General features: G+C 72.7%; 11 protein-coding genes. 6 read left to right on the top strand and 5 right to left on the bottom strand.

The genetic code is table 11. The features are described 5' to 3' along the window. Nucleotides 1–40 precede the first annotated feature (40 nt). Complete coding sequence (locus tag KV557_RS13245; RefSeq protein WP_218200080.1) at nt 41–2,191, bottom strand: MMPL family transporter; 2,151 nt, start codon at nt 2,189–2,191, stop codon at nt 41–43. Between the two features lie 325 nt (nt 2,192–2,516). Here KV557_RS13245 and KV557_RS13240 point away from each other — a divergent pair, with 325 nt between their 5' ends. The 4 genes from KV557_RS13240 (at nt 2,517) to KV557_RS44055 (ending at nt 9,814) form a co-directional block, all read left to right on the top strand. After that, a complete protein-coding gene (locus KV557_RS13240) occupies nt 2,517–4,058 on the top strand; it encodes an acyl-CoA carboxylase subunit beta (RefSeq protein WP_218200079.1) in 1,542 nt (513 codons plus the stop codon). 150 nt (nt 4,059–4,208) lie between these two features. Next, the gene (locus tag KV557_RS13235; protein WP_218200078.1) at nt 4,209–4,418 is read left to right on the top strand and encodes an acyl-CoA carboxylase epsilon subunit; all 210 of its coding nucleotides are present in this window, start codon (nt 4,209–4,211) and stop codon (nt 4,416–4,418) included. Between the two features lie 121 nt (nt 4,419–4,539). Further along, nucleotides 4,540–7,566, top strand: coding sequence for an AfsR/SARP family transcriptional regulator (locus tag KV557_RS13230; protein WP_218200077.1), 3,027 nt, complete (start codon nt 4,540–4,542; stop codon nt 7,564–7,566). A 259-nt stretch (nt 7,567–7,825) separates the two neighbouring features. Beyond that, the gene (locus KV557_RS44055) at nt 7,826–9,814 is read left to right on the top strand and encodes an AfsR/SARP family transcriptional regulator (protein WP_305148988.1); all 1,989 of its coding nucleotides are present in this window, start codon (nt 7,826–7,828) and stop codon (nt 9,812–9,814) included. A 123-nt stretch (nt 9,815–9,937) separates the two neighbouring features. Here the strand turns inward: KV557_RS44055 and KV557_RS13220 are convergent, their stop codons facing one another. Next, on the bottom strand, nt 9,938–10,093 hold the full coding sequence (locus KV557_RS13220) for a hypothetical protein (protein WP_218200076.1): 156 nt from the start codon (nt 10,091–10,093) through the stop codon (nt 9,938–9,940). Between the two features lie 153 nt (nt 10,094–10,246). Here KV557_RS13220 and KV557_RS13215 point away from each other — a divergent pair, with 153 nt between their 5' ends. Then, nucleotides 10,247–11,839: a tryptophan halogenase family protein gene (locus KV557_RS13215; protein WP_218200075.1), complete on the top strand. Its 1,593-nt coding sequence runs from the start codon at nt 10,247–10,249 to the stop codon at nt 11,837–11,839. Nucleotides 11,840–11,939: 100 nt separating this feature from the next. Here KV557_RS13215 and KV557_RS13210 read toward each other — a convergent pair whose 3' ends face one another. Genes KV557_RS13210 through KV557_RS13200 form a run of 3 tightly spaced genes read right to left on the bottom strand, consistent with a single transcriptional unit; the run spans nt 11,940 to nt 16,082 of the window. After that, nucleotides 11,940–12,344 (bottom strand): nuclear transport factor 2 family protein, encoded by a 405-nt coding sequence (locus KV557_RS13210; RefSeq protein WP_218200074.1) that lies wholly within the window; start codon nt 12,342–12,344, stop codon nt 11,940–11,942. 13 nt (nt 12,345–12,357) lie between these two features. Further along, nucleotides 12,358–13,326, bottom strand: a complete 969-nt coding sequence (locus KV557_RS13205; protein WP_218200073.1) for an NAD-dependent epimerase/dehydratase family protein — start codon at nt 13,324–13,326, stop codon at nt 12,358–12,360. Further along, a complete protein-coding gene (locus KV557_RS13200; RefSeq protein WP_218200072.1) occupies nt 13,323–16,082 on the bottom strand; it encodes a non-ribosomal peptide synthetase in 2,760 nt (919 codons plus the stop codon). The genes KV557_RS13205 and KV557_RS13200 overlap by 4 nt, the downstream gene beginning before the upstream one ends. A 585-nt stretch (nt 16,083–16,667) precedes the next feature. Here KV557_RS13200 and KV557_RS13195 point away from each other — a divergent pair. After that, nucleotides 16,668–17,438, top strand: coding sequence for a helix-turn-helix transcriptional regulator (locus KV557_RS13195; RefSeq protein WP_308129880.1), 771 nt, complete (start codon nt 16,668–16,670; stop codon nt 17,436–17,438). Nucleotides 17,439–17,517 lie beyond the last annotated feature (79 nt).

The raw sequence follows: 17,517 nt of genomic DNA, 5'->3' as shown, positions 1-17,517 counted from the left end.
GGATCCGACCCGGCGGCCCCTTCGCCGTCGCCGACGGAGGTCAGCCCGTGGTACGGCCGCTGCCGACCAGGACGGGCTCCTCGCCGGCCGGGTTCGGCGCCTGGTCCTTCAGACCCGGCCACCAGGCCCGGCGGCCGAGCAGCGTGGTGGTGGCGGGAACGAGGAACAGCGCCATCACGAAGGCGGTGAGCAGGATGCCGAACGCCACCGCGAAGCCCATCTGCTGGAGCATCGAGTTGTCCGCGAGCATCAGGACACCGAAGGTGCCGGCCAGGATGATCGCCGCGGCGCCCATGGTCGGAGCGGACCGGGCCACCGCGTGCTTGACCGCCGCTCGGGGGTCGTTGCCCTCGCGGATTTCCTCGCGCAAGCGCGCGATCATGAGGATGTTGTAGTCGGTGCCGATGGCGACCACGAAGAGGTAGACCAGGATCGGCAGGCTGAACAGGACGCCGTTGGCGCCCTTGACGCCCTGGAAGAGCCAGACCGTGGCGCCGAGCGTGCCGACGAAGCCGAGGCCGACGGACAGCATCAGGAACCACGGTGCGACCACGCTGCGCAGCAGCAGGCCGAGGATCAGCATGATGGCGAGGGCGGCGACCGGGAACACCACGGTGTAGTCGTGGTTGGTGGCGGTGCGGATGTCACCCATGACGGCGGTCATGCCGCCGACCAGGGCCCGGGTACCGGTCGGTGCGGCGGCGTGCGCCTGGTCCCGCAGTGCGCCGTCGACAAGGTCGATCGCCTTCTCCTCCATCGGCTTGTAGGCCAGCGAGACGCTGAACTGGGCGACGGTGCCGTCGGCCGAGCGCACCTCGGGGGAGACCTGGGCGACACCGCCGATGCCGGCGAGCTTGTCGTGGTAGGCGGTCAGCTGGTCCTCGGCCAGCTTGCCGCCGCCGGTGTTCTCCAGGAACACCAGGGTCGGCTCGGCCCGGCCGGCTGAGAAGCCGCCCTGCAGGTCGTCCATCGCCTGCACCGACTCCAGGTTCTTCGGCAGCGAGGAGCCGCTGTCGAAGTCGGCCTTGAACCCGAGGGCACCGGCCGCGAGCACCACCAGCAGACCACCGGAGACCGCCGCGACCAGCCCCGGGCGGCGGGCCGTCAGGCCGCCCACCTTCCGGGCCAGAGCGTTCTTCGGCTCGCGCTTCCAGGCCTTGGAGGGCCAGAAGGCGGCCCGGCCGAGCAGCGCGAATACGGCCGGCACCAGCGTGACGCCGGCGACCATGCTGACTCCGACGGCGATGGCAAGCGACGGGCCCATGGCGCGCAGCATGCCCATGGTGGAGAGGGTCAGCGCGAGGAAGGCCACCGCCACCGCCCCGGCCGCGGAGGCGATGGTCTCGCCGACCCTGGCGACGGCCTCGGCCATCGCGGGGCGCGGCTCCATCCCGGCTCGCAGGAACTCGCGGTAACGGAAGAGCAGGAAGAGCAGGTAGTCGGTGCCGACGCCGAACAGGACCACGATCAGCATGGTCGAGACGGAGGAGTCGGCGGTCAGCCCGAAGACGGAGCTGGCAGTGGAGATCAGCCCGGTCGCGGTCAGGTAGACCATCAGGATCACGAGCACCGGCAGCAGCGCGATCAGGGGGCTGCGGAAGATGACGCCGAGCAGGATGATGATCAGCAGCAGGGTGGCCATCATGATCATGCCGTCGGTGTTGTTGCCGGAGTCCTGGGAGTCCAGCGCGGTGGCGGCGTCGCCGGTGACGCCGACCTTGAGGCTGGTGCCGTTCAGGAGCTCCTTGACGTCCACCCGCAGCTGCTTGACGTCGTTCGTGACGGCCTCGTCGTACGAGTCCTTGATGTCCGCATAGACCTGTGCCAGGCCGATCCGGCCGTCCGGGGAGATCGAGCTCGGGTCGGTCTGGACCTTCTTGAGGTGGGCGTACTGCTTGGCCTCCAGCCCGGCGGCGATCTTCGCCAGGTCGGCCTTGTCGCCGTCGGTGAGCGCGGCGCCGTCGGTGCGCTTGAAGACGGCGATCGCGGCGGGCTGGTCGGGTCCGGGGAAGGCGCGCTTCTGCACCTCGGCCACCTGGACCGACTCGTAGTGCGAGGGCAGGAACTCGGCCTGGTCGGTGGTCGACTTGAGCTTGGGCGCGAGCGCGGTCAGCGCGACCGCCGCGATCAGCCAGGCTGCGACGACCAGCCATGGCCGGCGGACGACGAACCGCCCGATCCGTGTGAACATGACACTCCTTGACATTTGAAGCCCCGGCATCAGGGGTAATGCCGGGCGGGCGATCCGAACCGATGGATGGTGCGCGACCGAAGTCCGCGATCGCAGAGGGTGAGGCTGCAGCATCGCACCGTTGCCCTCATCCGCACCTGCGGCGTGGCAGCTTGTGGCCACTCGGCCCGGATCGGGACGGGCGCCCGGGGCGGGCGGTTCAGCTTGCGGACGGCCGCCCGGCGAACCGTGGCGCCCCCGACCGGGCGGTGCCTACCGTCGAGGCACCGTCGAGCATTCAGAGGGGGGATGACCGGTGCCGGATACCGCGTCCACCGCGTCCACCATGCGTGATCGGGTCGAGGAGCTTCGGGGCCTGCGGGCCGGCATCCGCTCGGGAGACCCCAGGGCCACCGAGGCCCAGCACGGCAAGGGCAAACTGACGGTCCGTGAGCGGATCGACCTGCTCTTCGACCCCGGGACCTTCCAAGAGCTGGAGTCGCTGCGCCGGCACCGCGCCACCGGCTTCGGCCTGGAGGCGAAGAAGCCGCACACCGACGGCGTGGTCGTCGGCTGGGGTGCCGTGCACGGCCGGACCGTCTTCGCCTACGCGCACGACTTCCGGATCTTCGGCGGCGCCCTGGGCGAGGCGCACGCGCAGAAGATCCACAAGATCATGGACATGGCCATCGCGGCCGGCGCGCCCCTGGTCTCCCTCAACGACGGTGCCGGCGCCCGGATCCAGGAGGGCGTCACCGCCCTCGCCGGCTACGGCGGCATCTTCGAGCGCAACACCCGGGCCTCCGGCGTCATCCCGCAGATCTCGGTGATGCTCGGCCCCTGCGCCGGCGGGGCCGCGTACTCCCCGGCGCTGACGGACTTCGTGTTCATGGTCCGCGAGACCTCGCAGATGTTCATCACCGGCCCGGACGTCGTCCAGGCCGTGACCGGCGAGCGGGTCAGCCAGAACGGGCTCGGCGGCGCCGACGTGCACAGCGAGCTCTCCGGCGTCGCCCACTTCGCGTACGACGACGAGCAGTCCTGCCTGGAGGACGTGCGCTACCTGCTGGCCCTGCTGCCCGCGAACAACCGTGAGGCCCCGCCCGGCGGTGCCCAGGACGACCCGATGGACCGCCGCACCGACGCGCTGCTGGAGATCGTCCCGGTCGACGGCAACCGGCCGTACGACATGCGCAAGGTGATCGAGGAGATCGTCGACCACGGCGAGTACCTGGAGATCCACGAGCGCTGGGCCACCAGCGTGATCTGTGCGCTGGCCCGGCTCGGCGGCCGGCTGGTCGGGCTGGTGGCCAGCCAGCCGCAGTCGCTGGCCGGAGTCCTGGACATTCACTCCTCCGAGAAGGCCGCCCGTTTCGTGCAGTTCTGCGACGCCTTCAACATCCCGCTGGTCACCCTGGTCGACGTCCCCGGCTTCCTGCCCGGTGTGGACCAGGAGCACGGCGGCATCATCCGACACGGTGCCAAACTGCTGTACGCGTACTGCAACGCCACCGTGCCGCGGATCTCGCTGATCCTGCGCAAGGCGTACGGCGGCGCGTACATCGTCATGGACTCCCGCTCGATCGGCGCGGACGTCTCCTTCGCCTGGCCCACCAACGAGATCGCCGTGATGGGCGCCGAGGGCGCCGCCAACGTGGTGTTCCGCCGCGAGATCGCCACCTCCGACGACCCGGACGCCACCCGCGCCCAGCTGGTCAAGGAGTACACCGCCGAGCTGATGCACCCGTACTACGCGGCCGAACGTGGCCTCGTCGACGACGTCATCGACCCCGCCGAGACCCGCGCGACCGTCATCGCCGCGCTCGACATGCTGTCCACCAAGCACGCGCTGCTGCCGGCCCGCAAGCACGGGAACCCGCCGCAGTGAGCGAGCGGAGCGAGCGAACCAATAAGAGGTGCGCGTTTCGCGAAGTGACCGCCGAGCGGAGCGAGGTGGGCGCATGAGCGAGCGGAGCGAGCGAACCAATAAGAGGTGCGCGTTTCGCGAAGTGACCGCCGAGCGGAGCGAGGTGGGCGCATGAGCGCCGCCGACGACGCGACGGCCGCGCCGGATCCGCTGCTGCGGGTCGTGCGCGGGCGTCCGACCGCCGACGAAGTGGCCGCCCTGACCGCGGTCCTGGCGCTGGCGGCACGCCGCCGCCCCGCCGCGCCGGCCGGTCCGGGGCGGCTCACGCCCCCGGTCCGCTGGGAGCGCGCCGCGCCCCGCCCCCGGCCGGGCCGCGTGTGACAGCTTCCTGCAAAGCCGCTTGTCGCAGCGGTGAACCGACTGGTACCAACAACGCGAAGTAGCAAGATCGAAATGAATGCGGCCGAATCGCCGCACGGCTCCGGCCGAGGGGAGGCGGCTGATGCTCCAGGTGGTGTTCAGGATTCTCGGCCCCCTGGACGTCCAGGTGGACGGCCGGCCGGTGCCGCTCTCCGGGGCCCGGCAGCGCACCATCCTCTCGATGCTGCTGCTCTCCGCCAACCGGGTCGTCTCGGTGGACACCCTCGCCGACGCCGTCTGGCAGGGCCGGCCGCCGAACACCTTCGTGAACCAGATCGCCATCTGCGTGTCCGGGCTGCGCAAGACCTTCAAGGCGGCGGTCGGGCTGGACGACCTGATCGTCACCGTCCACCCCGGCTACCTGCTCGCGACCGGTGAACACCGCATCGACGCGGCCGAGTTCGAGGACCTGATCGCCGAGGCCCGGGAGGCGACGCGGCACCGGCGCACCGCCGAGGCCGCCGAACTGCTGGACGAGGCGCTCGGCCTGTGGCGCGGACCCGCCCTGGAGGGCGTGGTCGGCGAACGCGTGGCGGCCGAGGCGGAACGGCTCGGCGAGCTCCGGCTGGCCGTCTACGAGGAGTACACCGCGCTCCGGCTCGACCTGGGGCGCCACCGTGAACTGGTCGGCGAGCTCTCCTCCTTCATCAAGGAGAACGGCCTGCGCGAGCAGGCCCGGGCGCAGCTGATGCTCGCCCAGTACCGCTCCGGCCGGCGGGCCGAGGCGCTGGAGACCTTCCGGGAGGCCCGCCGGCTGTTCGTCGACGACCTCGGCATCGAACCCGGCCCGCTGCTGCAGAAGTTGCACGACGCGGTGCTCGCCGACGAGTCCTGGCTGACCGCGCCCGCCGCCGTGCCGATCGAGGAGCCCGCCCCCGGCCCGGCCGCCGCGGCCGTCGCGGTGGCCGCGATCCCCGCCCAACTCCCCGCCGACGTCGCCGCCTTCACCGGCCGCTCCGAGGAACTCGCCGCACTGGACCGGCTGTTGGCCGAGCGCAGCGACAGCTCCGTGCTCCCGGTCGGCTCGATCACCGGGATCGGCGGGGTCGGCAAGACGGCGCTGGCCCGGCACTGGGCCCACCGGGTGGCCGCGCGCTTCCCCGACGGCCAGCTCTTCGCCGACCTGCGCGGCTACGACGACTCCGACGAGCCGCTCACCCCGAACGCCGTCCTGGACCGCTTCCTGCGCGCCCTCGGCGTGCCCGCCGCGGAGATCCCCGCCGAACCGGTCGAGCGCGCCGACCGGTTCCGCAGCGAACTCGGCGGCCGGCGCGTCCTGGTGGTCCTCGACAACGCCCGCTCCTACGACCAGATCCGCTGGCTGCTGCCGGGCAGTGGCCGGCACTGTGTCCTGGTCACCAGCCGCGACCCGATCGAGGGCCTGGCCGGTGACTACGACTTCCGGCACCTCTCGCTCGGCGCGCTCGACCACAGCGAGGCGGCCGAGCTGGTCACCAAGGTGGTCGGCGGCGAGCGGCTGTCGGCGGACCCGGAGAGCGTGAGCGAACTCGGCGCGCTCTGCGACGGCCTGCCGCTCGCCCTGCGCATCGCGGCGGCCCGGCTGGCCGGCAAACCGCACTGGACGGTACGACAGCTGGTGGACCGGCTGAAGGACCAGCACCGCCGGCTGGACGAGCTCAGCGAGGGCTCGCGCGGGGTGCGGGCCGGTTTCCGCCTGAGCTACCGCGGCCTGCCCGCCGACGTGGCCCGGATGTACCGGCTGCTCGGCCTGCTGAACATGCCGGACTTCTCCGCCTGGGCGGGCGCCGCCCTGCTGGACATCGACCCGCTGGACGCCGAGGACCTGATCGAGCAACTGGTCGACGCCCAGCTGCTGGAGGTGCTCGCCGACCGCCGCAGCGGCCAGGTCCGCTACCGCTTCCAGGACCTGCTCCGGCTCTTCGCCGCCGAGTGCGCGCACGAGGAGGAGACGCCGACCGCCCGAGCCGAGGCGCTGCGCCGGGTGTGCGGCGGGCTGCTCTTCCTCGCAGAGGAGGCGCACCGGCGCATCTACGGTGGAGACTTCACCGTGGTGCACGGGCCCGGGCCCCGGCACCGGCTCCCGGACGGGCTGGTCGGCGCCCTGGTGGCGGACCCGATGGAGTGGTTCGAGCGCGAGCGGTCCTCGATCGTCGGCAGCGTCGACCAGGCGGCCGAGAGCGGCGAGTCCGCGCTCGCCTGGGACCTGACGATGACCAGCGTCACGCTCTTCCAGAACCGCAACTACCCCGAGGACTGGCGCCAGTGCGCCGAGCGCGCGCTCGCCGCCGCCCGGCGCACCGGCGACGCGCTCGGCGAGGCGGCGATGCTGCACTCGCTCAGCACCCTGGAGATCGTCCAGTTCCGCTGGGCGGAGGCCGGCGCCCGGCTGGACCGGGCCCGGCAGCTCTTCACGGAGCAGGGCGAGCGGCGCGGCGCGGCGCTGGTCCAGCGCAACCTCGCCCTGTACGAGCGCAACCGGGGCAACCTGGCCACGGCCCGCGAGGAGGGCTACAGCTCCCTGGACGGGTTCCGGGCGGTCGGCGATCACTACGCCGAGGCCCATGTGCTCGGCATCCTGGCCCGGATCGAGCTGGAGTGCGGCGAGCCGCGGACCAGCCTGGAACTCACCGAACAGGCCATCGCGGTGAACCTCCGGGTGGGGTCCACCCGTGGCGAGGCGCAGAGCACCGTCCGGCTGGCCGAGGTGCTGGTCAGTCAGGGGGAGGGGGAGCGGGCCGAGGCGGCGAGCCGCCGGGCACTGGAACTGGTGCGCGCCGAGGGCGATCTGCGCGGCGAGGCGCACTCGCTGCGCTGCCTCGGCGAGGCGCTGTGGAAGCAGGACCGGCCGGCGGAGGCGGCCGGCACCCTGCGGGAGGCGCTGGCCGCCGCGGAGCGGGTGTCGGACCGTTTCCTGGAGGCCCGGGTCCGCACGCTGCTCGCGTGCGTGACGGGCCTGTCGGGGGACCGGGTAGCGGCGGCCGGGCTCCTCGCCGCCGCGGCGCGGCAGTTCGAGGAGCTCGGCTCACCGGTGTGGCTGGAGCGGGTGGCCGGGCTCGACCGGGCGGTGCGAGGCGCCGGCGCGCTCGACTCCGAGCGGCTCTGGCAGGTGCTGGAGGTCGCACCCTAGGGTCCGCGGACGGGCCCTAACCGGCGGTGCCGGGAGTGCTGACGGTCCAGGGGTCGTCGCCGTAGTCGTTGGTCATGGCTCTCCTCACTCTCACGGGCCCCCGTCCGCCCACGACTGTAGCGAGCGGGGATTTTGACCCTCTTTCGATCTCGTTTCACAGCGCGGAGTCCGGGCCGGAAATGCCGCTGACAGAGCCGAAAAAGGGCGGCTCAGTACGTTCGTGCGGTCGCAATGTCAGCCGCGCGGAACGGATGTGTCCATGCCGTACGTCGAAGCCCCGGAGACCGTCGAGCCACCGGACACCCGGCACGCCGCACCCACCCTGGAGTTCCGCCTCCTCGGGCCGGTGGAGGCGGTGGCCGGCGGCCGGGAGATCAGGCTGGACGGCGCCAAGCAGCGCTCCGTTCTGGCCGCCCTGCTGCTGTCCGACGGCCGGCTGCTGCCCGACGAGCGGCTGAGCGCCCTGCTCTGGGGATGGGACCCGCCGGCCACCTGGACCGCCCAGCTGCACACCTACGCGTCGCGGCTGCGCGGCCGGCTCGGCCCGCAGGTCGACCTGGTCCGCCGCGCGCCCGGCTACCGGCTGGACATCGGCCCGGCCCGGGTGGACCTGAACGAGTTCCGCCGGGACGCCGAACTCGGCCGCCGGGCCCTGGAAGCAGGCGAGCACGCCCGCGCCGCCGAGCTGCTCTCCACCGCCCTGGCGCACTGGCGCGGCGCTCCGCTGACCGGGGTCACCGCGCACCTGGCCGAGAAGGAGCTGCCGGCGCTGGAGGAGAGCCGGCTCGCCGCCCTGGAGGACCGCATCGAGGCGGACCTCGCCCTGGGCGGCCACCGGGCGGCCGTCCCCGAGCTGCGCGGGCTGGTCGCCGAGCACCCGACCCGGGAGCGCCTGCGCGGGCAGCTGATGGCTGCGCTGTACCGCTGCGACCGGCAGAGTGACGCCCTGGAGGTGTACGACGCCGGACGGCGGCTGCTCGCCGAGGAGCTGGGCGTCGACCCCGGCCCGACCCTGCGCCGGCTGCACCAGCAGGTGCTGACCGGCACCCTCCCCGGCCCGGCCGCGCCCGAGCGGCCGACTGCGGTCCTGACCGCGCCCCCAACCCTGCTTCGGGTTCCGGGGCTTCAGGGTCCGGAGCTTCGGGCTCCGGCCGAGGCCGGTGACGCGCCGTTGCCGGAGAGCGGCGCGGGCGCGTGGAGCGGGCTCGTCCCGGCGATGCTGCCGCCCGCCGTCGCCGACTTCACCGGGCGGGAGCGCCACCTGGCGGCGGTGCAGGCCGCCCTGCGCGGGGCACCGCAGGACCATCCGGCCTGCCCGGCGGACCCGACGGCGTCCGCGGGCCCGGCCGGACCGGTCGTGCTGACCGGTGGCGCCGGGTGCGGGAAGTCCGCGCTGGCCGTCCAGGCGGCGCACCTCGCACAGCCGGCGTTCCCCGACGGTGTCCTCTACGCGGACCTGCGCGGCCCCGACGGTCTCCAGCGCGACCCGGCCGAGGTGCTCCGGGCCTTCCTGCGCGCCCTCGGTGCGGACGAGCGCGAGCTGCCCGACGGCCGGGACGAGCTGGTCCGGCTCTACCGGAGCCGGCTCGCCGGACGACGGGTCCTGGTGGTGCTGGACAATGCCGAGGACGACCGTTCGGTCCGTCCGCTGCTCACCGCCGACGCGCGCGGCCGTACCCTCGTCACCAGCCGCTCCGCGCTCGGCACGGTCGAAGGGGCCCAGCGCTTCCGGGTCGGCCCGCTGGACTTCCCGGACGCCTACCAGCTGCTCGCCGCCGCCGGCCGGGAACGGGTGAGTGCGGATCCGGCGGCCACCGCCCGGATCGTCGAACTCTGCGACCGGCTGCCGCTCGCCCTGCGGATCTGTGCCGGCCGGCTGGCCGCCCACCCGCACTGGACGGCGGCCCGCCTGGCCGACCGCCTCGCCCCGGCCGAGCACCGGCTGGACGAACTGCGCCTCGGCGACCTGGACGTCCGGGCGAGCCTGGGGGCCGACCTGCCGCAGCTCCACCCGGCCGCGCGCACCGCCCTGCGGGCCCTCGCCCGGACCGGGGCCGACAGCTTCACCCCCGGGGACGCCGCCGCGCTGCTCCGCTCGTCCGAGCGCGAGGCGGAGGAGGTGCTGGAGCTGCTGACCGACACCCGGCTGCTGACCGCGGACCCCGACCCGGCCGAACTGCGCTACCGCATCGCGTCGCTGGTCCGCCTGGTCGCCCGCGAGCAGCCGGCCGCCGCGCTCGTCGCCTGAGCCGCCCCGGCGGTCACGTTCGTTCGAGCCCGACCGCCCGATTGCCCGACCGCGTGCCCGGCCGGGTCGCCCGTCCCGCATTCCGCGCGGCGGGCGACCCGGCCGGCACCGTTGCTGCGGCGGTCAACCGCACCCACCGGCATGGCCGAAGTCCAGACTGCGGGTCGGCATCGGCGCGGCCGTCGCCAGCAGATCCGGGTCATTGAGGAGCAGTTCGAGGTCGATGTACTCCGGCCATGCCGGCTCGGTCACAGGGGTGTCGGTGGTCGTCGTTTCCATGGTGGCCTCCGGTCCGTTCTCGCGGATTTCCTGGTCGCGAGAGAAGAATCCGACCGGTGGCTATGGCGTCCCTATGAGTTCCCTGCGGCCCGGCGGCAGGTCAGGACAGCTGCGCCATAGAACTCTTATGGAACCTTCGGGCAACGTTCCGACGTGGACACCAGGATCAGGAACGTGATCGTGCTCGGCAGTGGGCCGGCGGCCTGGATGAGCGCGGCCTATCTCGGCCGGGAACTCCAGGGCACGGTTTCCGTGACGGTTCTCGAAGAGCCGGAGAACGCAGCCGGGCACGGCGTGGAAAGAGCTCTCCCGTCATTTCGGGGGGCATTCCTGGACGTCCTCGGAATTCCCGAGGACGACTGGCTGCGGGCCTGTGCGGCGACCTTCAGCATGGCCGACCGGTATGTGAACTGGCGGACGGCGGGACCCGCCGAGGCGCGCCCCCGGGAGCTCCCCGGCGCCCGGCCCGACGCGTTCTACCACTCCTTCGGTCTGCTGCCCGAGTACGACCGGCTGCCGCTCTCGCACTACTGGCAGGACCGCCGGCACCGGGGGGAGACCGTCGAGCCCTTCGACTACGCCTGCTTCCGCGAGCCCCCGCTGTTGGATGCCCGGCGCTCTCCGTGCTGGCTCGACGGCCGGGCCGCGACCCGCTTCGGGTGGCACTTCGACCGCCGGATGTTCACCGGCTTCCTGCGCCGGTACGCCACCGCCCGGCCCGGCGTGCGACGGGTCCGCGGCGTCCTGGCCGGGGTCGAGCGGGACGAGCACGGCGACCTGTCAGCGCTCCGCACCACGGCCGGCGACCGCCTGGGCGGCCAGCTGTTCCTCGACTGCACGGCCGACCGCCGCCTGACCGGCGCCGTCCTGGCCGAGCCCTTCCTCGATCTGCGCGAGCAACTGCCCTGCGACGCCGCGGTGTCGGTGAGCGTCCCGCAGCCGGACGGCCGCCGCCGGGGCATCGAGCCGCACAGCACGCTGCTCGCGATGCCGGCCGGGCGGGCCGGGCTGTACCCGGTGCTGGGCCGCGCGGGCGCCGACTACGTCTACGCGCGGGAGTTCGCCACCCGCGACGAGGCGGCCCGGGACCTCTGCCGGCTCTGGGGCCTGGACCCGGCGCGCACCGAGGTCCACCACCAGGAACAGCGCGCCGGCCGGGCGCGCCGCGCCTGGGTGCGCAACTGCGTGGCCGTCGGCCCGGCGGCGGGTGTGCTGGAGCCCGGCGGGACGGACGGGCTGCACCTGGTGGTCCGTACGCTCCAGCTGCTGGTGGGCCACTTCCCCTCCGGGCCGCCCCTTCCGGTCCTGACCGAGCGCTTCAACCGGGCGGTGGCCTGCTCGTTCGACGAGGCCCGGGACTTCGTCCAGATCCGCTACGGCTGCTCGCCGCGGACGGACACCCCGTTCTGGCGGGCCGCCCGGGGGCTGGCCCTCTCCGGCGGGGTGCGGACCAGAACCGAGCTGTACCGGGCCGGGCTGACGGCCGGGTCGGTGCTCGCGGAGGAGGCCCGCTACTACGGGTACAGCCAGGAGGAACCGCTCAGCCCGTGGAGCGACGCCGACTACTACTGCGTCCTCTCCGGCCTCGGCCTGGAGACCGACGGCCCGCCGCCCGCCCTCGCCCATCGGCCCGATTCGGTCCGCGGGGCCGGGCCGGTCTTCGAACGTGTCCGCCGTCAGCAGCGGAACCTGCTGGACACCCTGCCCGACGCCTACACCTACCTCCGTCGGCTGCACGGCCGCTGAAACGCCGCGAGGGCGCCCTCGGCGGGTCCCGGCCGCACCGGAGGGGGGTGCGGCCGGGCGCACCGAAGGCGCCCTCGCGGGTCGGACGGGTCGTCCGGGTTCAGCTGTCGATCAGCCGGGCGAACGCGACGGTGTCGAAGACGTCCTCCATCCGTACGGCCCGGCCGTCGCGGAAGGTCCAGGAGTGGATGAACGGCAGCGTCTCGGTGTGCCCGCTCAGCGAGGTGACGGCGCGGACGCCGAACACCACCACGCGGTCGCCGGACTGGACGAACTCCTGCGGTTCGAGCCGCATGCCGCCCAGTACGGTCGGGACCCTGCCCAGGAACTCCCGCACGCCCTGGTGGCCGATCCTGGTACCGCCCAGCCCGTACTCGGCGAGGCCGTCGGGGTGGACCCACTCGATGCCCGGGTCCATGGTCGCCAGCAGCGCGGCCAGATCCCGGTCGTGGAACGCGCGGTAGGCGGCGTGGATCGCGGTGAGGTTGTCGTGCTCTCGGGACATGTGCGCGGACTCCTCAGCGGCCGGCGTGTTCGGGGCGGGTGTGCTCGGGCTGGACGTGTTCGGGGCGGACGTGTTCGGGGTGGAGGGCTTCGAGGGTCAGCCGGATGCCGTCGCGCCAGCCGACCTCGCACGGGCCGGTCAGCCGGCGGCGCAGCGCGGGGTCGAACCGGTAGGTCTCCCGGGTGACCGCGCTCGGCACCAAGTCGGCGGGCACCCCGGTCAGTTCCTCCAGATAGCGCACGCAGTCGGTGATCCCGACCGCCTCGTCGCCGCCCCAGTTGACCAGGGTCGCCGGCACCGAGGCCGCCTCCCACAGCCGCGGCACCTGCCGGACGATGTCGCTGGTGTACAGCGGCGAGCACCAGTTCTGGCCCTCCAACGGCACCGGGATGGGCTGGCCGGCGAGCATCCGCTGGAAGTACAGCATCGGGACGCCGCCGTAACCACCGGGCCCGTAGGCGATGTTGAGCCGGGCGATGGTGGTCGGCAGGCCGAGCACCCGAGCCAGGGCGCGGACCGCCCCCTCGGTCGCGATCTTGCCCACCGGGTAGGCCGGCAGCCAGTCCGCGACGCCGTCGACCGGGTCGTTCTCGGTGTAGGCGTGGTCGAGCGTCTGCCGGGCGTACAGCGCGCCGGTCGACACGAACAGGAAGGCCTCGGCGGTGCGGCAGTGCGCCATCAGCCGGCCGGTGGCCGAGACGTTGACGTCGATCGTCCGGTTGAAGTCGCCGTCGTCGCCGCGCCGCACCGCGGAGTGGATGACGTGGGTGAAGTCCTCCGGCAGGCCCTTGAACGCGTACTCGGAGTCGTCCTCCATGTCCCACTGCCAGGTCGTGATGCCCTGCGCCTGCAGCTCCTCCGCTACCCCCGAGGTGCCGAAGCGGCCCAGGCACCACACCTCGTTCTCCGCGGCGAGCGCCTCCGCCACCGGCCGCGCGACCTGACCGGTGCCGCCGGTCACCAGGATCTTCTTGCCCCTCACTTGCCCTCTCCCATCGCCCGGTCGAGCTCCTTGCGCAGAATCGCCTGGAAGGCCGCCACATGCTGTGGGCCCATCAGGGTGTAGTGCTCTCCGGGTACGTCCACGTACCGGTTGGCACTCTCGGTGAAGTCGTCCCAGCGACGCAGCTCGTTCGCCAGCCAGTCCTCCTTGGTGCCCCGCAGCGGGACGGCGTAGAAGACCGTCATCGAGCGGACCCGGCCGCTCGGCCGGTACGAGCGGCCCAGATCGGTGAGCCGGTCGGCGAGATCGGCCCAGGTGGCGAACTTCTCCTGGTCCAGGTCGAGTTCGGCGACCCGCGCGGCCGGTGCCAGGGCCAGCAGGCGGGCCAGCTGCTCCTCCTGCGGCAGGCCGCGCAACTGCTCGGGCAGCTCCCGGGCCTGTTTCTTGTCGATCAGCGCCATGAAGAACGCCAGGTTGACGGCGGTCTCGATGAAGTCCAGCTCGTCCATCCGGTACTTGATGTGCGGCGGCAGGTTGAAGCTGCCGACGAAGTCGACCCGCTCGCCCTGCTCCTCCAGCACCTTGGCGATCTCGAAGGCCACCGCGCCGCCGTAGGAGTAGCCGGCGACGGCGTACGGGCCGTGCGGCTGCCGGGCCCGGATCGCGGCCACATAGGTGTCGACCATCTCCTCGAAGGTCCGGAACGGCTTCTCGCCGTCGTTGAACCCGCGGGCGCGCAGGGCGTAGAACGGCCGGTCCCCGACGAAGTACTGGGCCAGGTTGACGAAGACCAGCACCTCGCCGACGCCGGGGTGGACGCAGAACAGCGGCGTCTTGTCACCGCTCAGCTGCATCGGCACGACCGGGTCGTACTCCGCCTCACAAGGCCCCCGCAGCCCGGTGAGACGGCTCGCGAGCGAGCGCACGGTCGGTGCGGTGAGCACCGTGATGATCTCCAGGTCCTGCGTGCCCAGCCGCTCCGCCACCTTGCTGCGCAGCCGCAGGATGTCCAGCGACGTCCCGCCCAGGTCGAAGAAGCTGGCGGTGGCGCTGATCCGGGCCGGGTCGGCGTCGAACAGCTCGGCGTAGATCTCGGTGAGGATCCGCTCGGTCTCGCCCTCCGGCGGGGTGTACCCGCCGAGCCGACGCTCCGTCAACTCCTCGACCGCACAAACCTCCTGCTCGTAGGCGCCGGTCTCCAGCCGTCTGCGCATCAGTGCCCGCTGGATCTTGCCGAGGCTGGTCTTCGGAAAGGCGTCCACCGGCAGCGGCAGGATCAGGGCAGGGCGGAAGCCCCAGGTCATCACGACGGTGCTGCGCACGGCGGCCAGCGTCCGGTAGCGGCCCGCCTCGTCCTCCTCGGGCACCTCGCAGTGGAAGGCGATCACCAGCTGCTCGGTGTCGCTGTCGGCCGGACGGGTGGGGAAGGCGGCGACGTAGGAGTGGGCGACTCCGTCCAGCTGCTCCAGCGCGGTCTCTATCTCGTGGCTGAAGTAGTTGACGCCGTTGACGATGACGCTGTCCTTGCTGCGCCCGACGAGGGTGAGCCGGCCGTCGTCGATCCGGCCGAGGTCGCCGCTGCGGAACCAGCCGTCGGCGGTGAAGGCCTCCCGGGTCGCCTCCTCGTTGTTGTGGTAGCCGCGGGTGATCATCGGGCCGTTCAGCTGGAGCTCGCCGACCTCGCCCTCGGGCAGGGCGCGGTCCTCGGCGTCGGCGACCCGGATCTCCAGCCCGGCCACCGGGGTGCCCAGGCTGGCGAACTCCTGGCCCTCGTCGGCCTGCGGGAACGCGAGCGAGTAGATGCTTCCGGCGCACGTCTCGGTCATGCCGAAGGCGGGCCACAGCGCCCTGGAGTTCAGGCCGTACGGCGCGTACCGCTCCAGGAAGGTCCGGCCGGTCGCGCAGACCACCGCCTCGCCGCCGCTGACGATGTGCCGCAGCCGGGTCAGGTCGAGCCGCTCGCGGTCGGCCTCCGGCATCCGCTCGGCGGCGGAATTCAGCATTCCGAGCAGGAAGTTGGGGGTGAACGTCATGCTCACCCGGTGTTCGGAGACGAGCCGCAGGAACTCCAGCGGCTCCCCGAGTATGACCTGCGCCGAGGCGTGGACCTGGCGGCAGCCGACGGACAGCGGCAGCAGATGGCACTCCAGCAGCGCGGCGACGTGGTCGAAGGAGACCCAGTTGAGGGTGGTGTCCCTCTCGGTGAGCCGGTGGTACCCGTTCTTCCCGGCCATCGACGCCAGCAGGTTGGCGTGGCTGAGCCGGACCGCCTTGGAGCTGCCGGTCGACCCGGAGGTCAGGACGAGGACGGCGGCGTCCTCCGGTGCGGCCCGGTGCGGCTCCTCGGCGGGCTGGGCCCCGGTCCGGTACAGGGCGCCGATCGTGGTGACCGCGAGGCCGTCCACCGGGGGCAGTTCGGCCGCCAGTGCCTCGCCGGTGATCACCAGCGGCTTGTCCAGGAGCGCGTCCACGTGCGCGAGTTGGGCCGCCCAGCGGTCCTGGTCGCCGCGCAGCGCCGCCATCGGGCACGGCACGAAGCCGCCGAGCTGCGCGGCCCAGAACGCGGCGAGGAACTCCGCCGGGTCCTCCAGCAGCAGCACGATCCTGTCCTGCGGCCGCAGTCCGCGCGCCCGCAGTCCGGCCAGCACCCGGCGCGCCTCGTGCAGCAGCTCGACGTGGTTCTGGTCGCGGTAGTCGTCGCCGGCGCCGCCCGTGCAGTAGCGGAGGCCGTTCGCCGGCTGCTCCTCGGCGGCCCGGAGCAGGAGATCGGTGATGGTCAATGGGGGGATTGTCATGGTGGTTTCTCCAGGGCATGGCTCGTGGTGCAAGGTGGTCGAGCAGGGAGAAGACCGCCCGCCGGACGAGTCGGCGGGGCGGTGGACCATTGGGTAAGGGGAAGGTATGAGGCCCCTGTTGGCCGCGGGGCTGTCGTGGTCTCAACGTAGGTGGACTCCCACCTGGTGGGATGGGCGCTGGCCTGAAACGGCGCACGGTGCTACGGCTCGTGAGGGATGCGTAGCCGCAGGTGCCGAAAGCGGAGGGGAAGTCCATCGGTTCGGCCGCCGTTCGACATCTTCTTGCCGCGATGACCTTGTGGCTGTCTCCGGTGGAGGACCTCTGCTATAGGCCCGTGTGGCTTAGAGAATGACGCTGCGTTGACTACAGGGATGGGCCGACTTAGGGTCTGGGTGATCTTTGTCCCGTTCGCGCGCCCTGTCTGCTCGGAACGGTGCTTCCGATCCGGCGGCAGGTGCTTTCAGCAGTGCTGGAACGCGTGCAACGGAGTGGCACGGGATGGATCGACGGGGGCTAAAACAGTGGAACTCAAGACTTCAACGGCCATATCGGAAGCCGGTCTTCCGAAGGTACATGCGGAACACGTGGAGGAGGCACTTCTACAGGCCCGGGCGCTGATCGAATCGACGGTCTCGCTGCACCGCCGGCGGACCGGCGGGCCGGCTCCGGTGTCGCGCACGGACGCCGACGCGATCGGCGAGGCCCTGGAACACCTGGTCGCGGGCGCCCGCCGCTCGGTGAGCCTGGCGCTCACCGCGACCGGGGAGTTCGCCGCGGTGGCGGGCCAGGTGCTCGCCCGGCCGGCGGCCCGGCAGTCGGAGGGCGATCCCGCCCGCCCGGGCACCGCCCCGTCACCACAGGACGGCGGTGCCGTGGTACGGGTCCTCTGCGTGGGCCCGGCCGCCGAGAGCGCCGTCGATCTGGCCGCGAAGCTGCACGGGCCGCGGGTCGAAGTACGGGTGTCCGAGACCGACTTGCGCGAGGTGCTGATCGTCGACGGCCGTGGTGCCCTGGTCCGCTCCGGAGCGGGGCGCGGCGGCGGGGACGCCGTCACCGTCAACGATCCTGCCGTGGTGCGGGCCCTAGACCTGCTCTTCGCCGGCGCCTGGTCGCGCGCCCGGCCGCTGGTCCACCACCTGGGCCTGAGCCCCCGGCTCGGCACCGACCAGGTGCGGCGCGTCCTGGAAATGCTCCGGGAGGGCCACACCGACGAGACCGCCGCGCAGGAGCTGAACGTCTCGCTGCGCACCTACCGCCGCCACGTGGCGGAGATCATGCGCGAGCTCGGCGCCAACTCCCGGTTCCAGGCGGGGGCACGGGCGGTCGAGCTGGGGCTGCTGTCGGGCCACGGGTGAGCGGCGCCGGCCCGCGCCCGGGCACCACCGGGCGCGGGCGGGGCGCAGACTGTCAGGCGAGGCAATGGAAGGGGTTGTG

It is taken from the genome of Kitasatospora aureofaciens (assembly GCF_019192735.1).
Classification (GTDB): Bacteria; Actinomycetota; Actinomycetes; order Streptomycetales; family Streptomycetaceae; genus Kitasatospora; species Kitasatospora aureofaciens_A.
Note: the sequence above shows the minus strand (reverse complement) of the source record. Positions and strands in the feature narration are given on the sequence as shown.

Bases quoted from the DNA above. Each gene is read 5' to 3' on its own strand.
- KV557_RS13235 (WP_218200078.1), top strand. From the start codon at position 4,209: ATGAGCGCCGCCGACGACGCGACGGCCGCGCCGGATCCGCTGCTGCGG.
- KV557_RS13230 (WP_218200077.1), top strand. From the start codon at position 4,540: ATGCTCCAGGTGGTGTTCAGGATTCTCGGCCCCCTGGACGTCCAGGTG.
- KV557_RS44055 (WP_305148988.1), top strand. From the start codon at position 7,826: ATGCCGTACGTCGAAGCCCCGGAGACCGTCGAGCCACCGGACACCCGG.
- KV557_RS13240 (WP_218200079.1), top strand. From the start codon at position 2,517: ATGCGTGATCGGGTCGAGGAGCTTCGGGGCCTGCGGGCCGGCATCCGC.
- KV557_RS13210 (WP_218200074.1), bottom strand. From the start codon at position 12,344: ATGTCCCGAGAGCACGACAACCTCACCGCGATCCACGCCGCCTACCGC.
- KV557_RS13200 (WP_218200072.1), bottom strand. From the start codon at position 16,082: ATGACAATCCCCCCATTGACCATCACCGATCTCCTGCTCCGGGCCGCC.
- KV557_RS13220 (WP_218200076.1), bottom strand. From the start codon at position 10,093: ATGGAAACGACGACCACCGACACCCCTGTGACCGAGCCGGCATGGCCG.
- KV557_RS13245 (WP_218200080.1), bottom strand. From the start codon at position 2,191: ATGTTCACACGGATCGGGCGGTTCGTCGTCCGCCGGCCATGGCTGGTC.